General features: G+C 56.8%; 3 rRNA genes. All 3 read right to left on the bottom strand.

Annotated elements, in window-relative coordinates:
* Position 1: 1 nt before the first annotated feature.
* The 3 genes from rrf to BMZ92_RS36525 all read right to left on the bottom strand — a co-directional run bounded on the left by rrf (position 2) and on the right by BMZ92_RS36525 (position 5,165).
* A 5S ribosomal RNA gene (gene rrf / locus BMZ92_RS36535) occupies positions 2-118 on the bottom strand.
* A gap of 101 nt (positions 119-219) precedes the next feature.
* Positions 220-3,328 (bottom strand): 23S ribosomal RNA (locus BMZ92_RS36530).
* 317 nt (positions 3,329-3,645) lie between these two features.
* Positions 3,646-5,165: ribosomal RNA gene (locus tag BMZ92_RS36525) — 16S ribosomal RNA — on the bottom strand.
* The 16S, 23S and 5S rRNA genes sit together here, the layout of an rRNA operon.
* Between the last annotated feature and the right edge of the window lie 117 nt (positions 5,166-5,282).

Here is a 5,282-nt window from a genome sequence, read left to right as displayed (position 1 = left end):
AGTTCGGCGGTGTCCTACTCTCCCACACCCTCACGAGTGCAGTACCATCGGCGCTGGCAGGCTTAGCTTCCGGGTTCGGAATGGGACCGGGCGTTTCCCTACCGCCATGACCACCGAAACACTCTGATCACACACCAGAGAATTCCAGTCACCTATCAAGTTCTGGAACCACCACTGGTGTGGTGTTTCAGAACCGCAGAGTGGATGCGTACCATCTTCGTGGGCAAGTCCTCGGCCTATTAGTACCAGTCAACTCGAAAACACATTACTGTGCGTCCATCTCTGGCCTATCAACCCCATCGTCTCTAGGGGGCCTTAACCCACAAAGGGGTGGGAGACCTCATCTTGGAACAGGCTTCCCGCTTAGATGCCTTCAGCGGTTATCCCTTCCGAACGTAGCCAACCAGCCATGCCCCTGGCGGAACAACTGGCATACCAGAGGTTCGTCCGTCCCGGTCCTCTCGTACTAGGGACAGCCTTCCTCAAGTCTCCTACGCGCGCGGCGGATAGGGACCGAACTGTCTCACGACGTTCTAAACCCAGCTCGCGTGCCGCTTTAATGGGCGAACAGCCCAACCCTTGGGACCTACTCCGGCCCCAGGATGCGACGAGCCGACATCGAGGTGCCAAACCATGCCGTCGATATGGACTCTTGGGCAAGATCAGCCTGTTATCCCCGGGGTACCTTTTATCCGTTGAGCGACACCCCTTCCACCAGGAGGTGCCGGATCACTAGTCCCGACTTTCGTCCCTGCTCGACCCGTCAGTCTCACAGTCAAGCTCCCTTGTGCACTTACACTCAACACCTGATTGCCAACCAGGCTGAGGGAACCTTTGGGCGCCTCCGTTACCCTTTAGGAGGCAACCGCCCCAGTTAAACTACCCACCAGGCACTGTCCCTGAACCGGCTCACGGTCCGAGGTTCAGATTCCCAATCCGGCCAGAGTGGTATTTCAACAACGACTCCACCCGAACTAGCGTCCGAGCTTCACAGTCTCCCACCTATCCTACACAAACCGAACCGAAAACCAATACCAAGCTATAGTAAAGGTCCCGGGGTCTTTCCGTCCTGCCGCGCGTAACGAGCATCTTTACTCGTAATGCAATTTCGCCGGGCCTGTGGTTGAGACAGCCGGAAAGTCGTTACGCCATTCGTGCAGGTCGGAACTTACCCGACAAGGAATTTCGCTACCTTAGGATGGTTATAGTTACCACCGCCGTTTACTGGCGCTTAAATTCTCAGCTTCACCCCGAAGGGTTAACCGGTCCTCTTAACGTTCCAGCACCGGGCAGGCGTCAGTCCATATACATCGTCTTACGACTTCGCATGGACCTGTGTTTTTAGTAAACAGTCGCTTTCCGCTGGTCTCTGCGGCCAACTCACCCTAGCCCGCGAAGGGCTTCAAGTGCTCTGGCCCCCCTTCTCCCGAAGTTACGGGGGCATTTTGCCGAGTTCCTTAACCACAGTTCACCCGATCGCCTTAGTATTCTCTACCTGACCACCTGTGTCGGTTTGGGGTACGGGCCGCACATGTTCTCGCTAGAGGCTTTTCTCGGCAGCATAGGATCACCCTACTTCACCTCAACGGCTACGCATCACGTCTCAGCCTTCATGATGTGCGGATTTGCCTACACATCGGCCTACACGCTTACACCAGTACAACCACTCACTGGCGGAGCTACCTTCCTGCGTCACCCCATCACTTAACTACTACACACTCAGGTCCCACGCTCCACCACTCAACTCCGAAGAGTCTCACGGCTTCGGGTGGTTAGTCTCATGTGCCTCGCTATGGGCGAACATACGCGGGTACGGGAATATCAACCCGTTGTCCATCGACTACGCCTGTCGGCCTCGCCTTAGGTCCCGACTCACCCTGGGCAGATTAACTTGACCCAGGAACCCTTGGTCATCCGGCGGCAGAGGTTCTCACTCTGCATTCGCTACTCATGCCTGCATTCTCACTCCCACACCCTCCACCCCTAGTTTCCACTGAGGCTTCCCTGGATGCAGGACGCTCCCCTACCCATCCACACCACTACACAAGAGTCTCAAGGACACTTGCGGATGTCTTGTGTGAATGACACGGCTTCGGCGGTGTGCTTAAGCCCCGCTACATTGTCGGCGCAGGACCACTTGACCAGTGAGCTATTACGCACTCTTTCAAGGATGGCTGCTTCTAAGCCAACCTCCTGGTTGTCTGGGCAATCCCACATCCTTTCCCACTGAGCACACACTTCGGGGCCTTAGCCGGTGTTCTGGGCTGTTTCCCTCTCGACGACGAAGCTTATCCCCCGCCGTCTCACTGCCGCACTCTCACGTGATGGTATTCGGAGTTTGGTTGACTTCGGTAACCCGGTAAGGCCCCTAGGCCATCCAGTAGCTCTACCCCCACCACGAAACATACGACGCTGCACCTAAATGCATTTCGGGGAGAACCAGCTATCACGGAGTTTGATTGGCCTTTCACCCCTACCCACAACTCATCCCCCAGGTTTTCAACCCTGGTGGGTTCGGCCCTCCACGCCGTCTTACCGGCGCTTCAGCCTGGCCATGGGTAGATCACTCCGCTTCGGGTCTAGACCACGCGACTCAATCGCCCTCTTCAGACTCGCTTTCGCTACGGCTACCCCACACGGGTTAACCTCGCCACGCAGCACTAACTCGCAGGCTCATTCTTCAAAAGGCACGCCATCACCCCAAGGCTCTGACGGCTTGTAGGCACACGGTTTCAGGTACTCTTTCACTCCCCTCCCGGGGTACTTTTCATCTTTCCCTCACGGTACTCGTCCGCTATCGGTCACCAGGAAGTATTTAGGCTTACCGAGTGGTCCCGGCAGATTCACAGCAAATTCCACGAGCTCGCTGCTACTCGGGAACACCACCACACAACACCAACACAGCTTTCGCGTACGGGACTCTCACCCACTCCGGTCCACCATCCCAGGCGGTTCCACTAGCCATGCAGCATCATGCCCAAAGTGTCAGCTTTGAGAAGATGGGTCCCACAACCCCGCGCACACAACCCCTGACAAGTATCACATGTACACGGTTTAGCCTCCTCCGCTTTCGCTCGCCACTACTCACGGAATCACACTTGTTTTCTCTTCCTACGGGTACTGAGATGTTTCACTTCCCCGCGTTCCCTCCACACCACCTATATATTCAGCGGCGGGTAACACCACATCACTGGTGCTGGGTTTCCCCATTCGGACACCCTCGGATCACAGCTCGGTTGACAGCTCCCCGAGGCTTATCGCAGCCTCCCACGTCCTTCATCGGCTCCTGATGCCAAGACATCCACCATGCGCCCATAACAACTTGACCACAAAGATGCTCGCATCCACTCTACAGTTCTCAAACACCACACCCAGAAACAACAAATCCCGGGATCAAGGCGACCCCGGGGCGTGTTGCCTCAGGACCCAACAGCATGCCAGCAAACAACCACCCACCGAGCCGGACCAACACTTTCCACACTCCCGAAGAAGCAGTACTCACCCTGGCCCGCAACCCCGCAGGCAACCATCACCAGTAGTTCCACAATTCCTTGAGCGTCCAGACAGGAACACGGTCGGTTCCTGAGCCTGGCCACTCCACCCGAACCCCCGAAGGGATTCGCGTGGATGTGTTGTGCTCCTTAGAAAGGAGGTGATCCAGCCGCACCTTCCGGTACGGCTACCTTGTTACGACTTCGTCCCAATCGCCAGTCCCACCTTCGACCACTCCCTCCCACAAGGGGTTGGGCCGTGGGCTTCGGGTGTTACCGACTTTCATGACGTGACGGGCGGTGTGTACAAGGCCCGGGAACGTATTCACCGCAGCGTTGCTGATCTGCGATTACTAGCGACTCCGACTTCACGCAGTCGAGTTGCAGACTACGATCCGAACTGAGACCGGCTTTAAGGGATTCGCTCCACCTCACGATATCGCAACCCTCTGTACCAGCCATTGTAGCATGTGTGAAGCCCTGGACATAAGGGGCATGATGACTTGACGTCATCCCCACCTTCCTCCGAGTTGACCCCGGCAGTCTCCCGCGAGTCCCCGCCATGACGCGCTGGCAACACAGGACAAGGGTTGCGCTCGTTGCGGGACTTAACCCAACATCTCACGACACGAGCTGACGACAGCCATGCACCACCTGCACACCAACCACAAGGGAAGCCCCATCTCTGGGGATGTCTGGTGCATGTCAAGCCCAGGTAAGGTTCTTCGCGTTGCATCGAATTAATCCACATGCTCCGCCGCTTGTGCGGGCCCCCGTCAATTCCTTTGAGTTTTAGCCTTGCGGCCGTACTCCCCAGGCGGGGCGCTTAATGCGTTAGCTACGGCACGGACAACGTGGATGTCACCCACACCTAGCGCCCAACGTTTACAGCGTGGACTACCAGGGTATCTAATCCTGTTCGCTCCCCACGCTTTCGCTCCTCAGCGTCAGTATCGGCCCAGAGACCCGCCTTCGCCACCGGTGTTCCTCCTGATATCTGCGCATTTCACCGCTACACCAGGAATTCCAGTCTCCCCTACCGAACTCAAGTCTGCCCGTATCGACCGCAAGCTGAAGGTTAAGCCTCCAGTTTTCACGGCCGACGCAACAAACCGCCTACGAGCTCTTTACGCCCAATAATTCCGGACAACGCTCGCACCCTACGTATTACCGCGGCTGCTGGCACGTAGTTAGCCGGTGCTTCTTCTCCAGGTACCGTCACTCACGCTTCGTCCCTGGCGAAAGAGGTTTACAACCCGAAGGCCGTCATCCCCCACGCGGCGTCGCTGCATCAGGCTTGCGCCCATTGTGCAATATTCCCCACTGCTGCCTCCCGTAGGAGTCTGGGCCGTGTCTCAGTCCCAGTGTGGCCGGTCACCCTCTCAGGCCGGCTACCCGTCGTCGCCTTGGTAGGCCATCACCCCACCAACAAGCTGATAGGCCGCGGGCTCACCCTGTACCGCCAGAACTTTCCACCCCACACCATGCGGTGCGAAGTCATATCCGGTATTAGACCCCGTTTCCAGGGCTTATCCCAGAGTACAGGACAGATTACCCACGTGTTACTCACCCGTTCGCCACTCATCCCCAGCCGAAACCGGTTCAGCGTTCGACTTGCATGTGTTAAGCACGCCGCCAGCGTTCGTCCTGAGCCAGGATCAAACTCTCCAACAATGAACAGTTCGATCGACTCGAATAGTCAATCTCAAAGGAACCCCAAAACGAGGTTCAAACATAAAGCTCTACTGGCTTAGTTCACTAGCACACTGTTGAGTTCTCAAACAACACGCA

This window comes from Amycolatopsis sacchari (genome assembly GCF_900114035.1).
Lineage (GTDB): Bacteria > Actinomycetota > Actinomycetes > Mycobacteriales > Pseudonocardiaceae > Amycolatopsis_E > Amycolatopsis_E sacchari.
Note: the sequence above shows the minus strand (reverse complement) of the source record. Positions and strands in the feature narration are given on the sequence as shown.